The 553-nt window shown below is 47.4% G+C and carries 1 protein-coding gene; it reads left to right on the forward strand.

Annotated features, from left to right (window positions below):
• Positions 1-35: 35 nt before the first annotated feature.
• Positions 36-553 (forward strand): metal-dependent hydrolase (locus tag A3750_RS05505; protein ID WP_197474923.1); only part of this gene is annotated, 518 nt, incomplete at its 3' end.

The raw sequence follows: 553 nt of genomic DNA on the forward strand, positions 1-553 counted from the left end.
TTCGTTATGAGTGTTCGTTGATTGGAGCGACAAAAATGAGTCAAATTAATGCGTCAAGCAAAACGCCCATAGATGTTCTGCCTCGTCACATGGAGTTTCCGTATGCACAAATGCAGACCAAAGACTTCTTTGATAACAACTGCCTTAAGAGTGCCTATATGGCCGCTATGTCGGCGACATTTCCTGCTGGTGAGGGGGAGTTCATTGAGTCAGTGCGCATGTTCCGTGACCAAGTTCAGGACAAAGAGCTGAAGCAGCAAATTAAAGGCTTTATTGGTCAGGAAGCGCACCATAGCTTGCAACACAAGCGTTTCAATGAAGCTCTTCGGGACAAAGGCTACGACGCAGTGCGGCTTGAAGAGGTTTTTGAGAAAGACTTGGAGTGGTCGATAAAGGGGCGTAAAGATAAGGAGCGCCTTGGTTTTACCGTGTGCGTTGAGCACATGACTGCAGTACTTGCCTATGATTTTTTGACTAAGCCTGAGCGAATGGACGGGATGGATCCATCTATCAAGCCGCTGATGCTTTGGCATGCGGTAGAAGAGTTAGAGCA

It is taken from the genome of Oleiphilus sp. HI0079 (genome assembly GCF_001635105.1).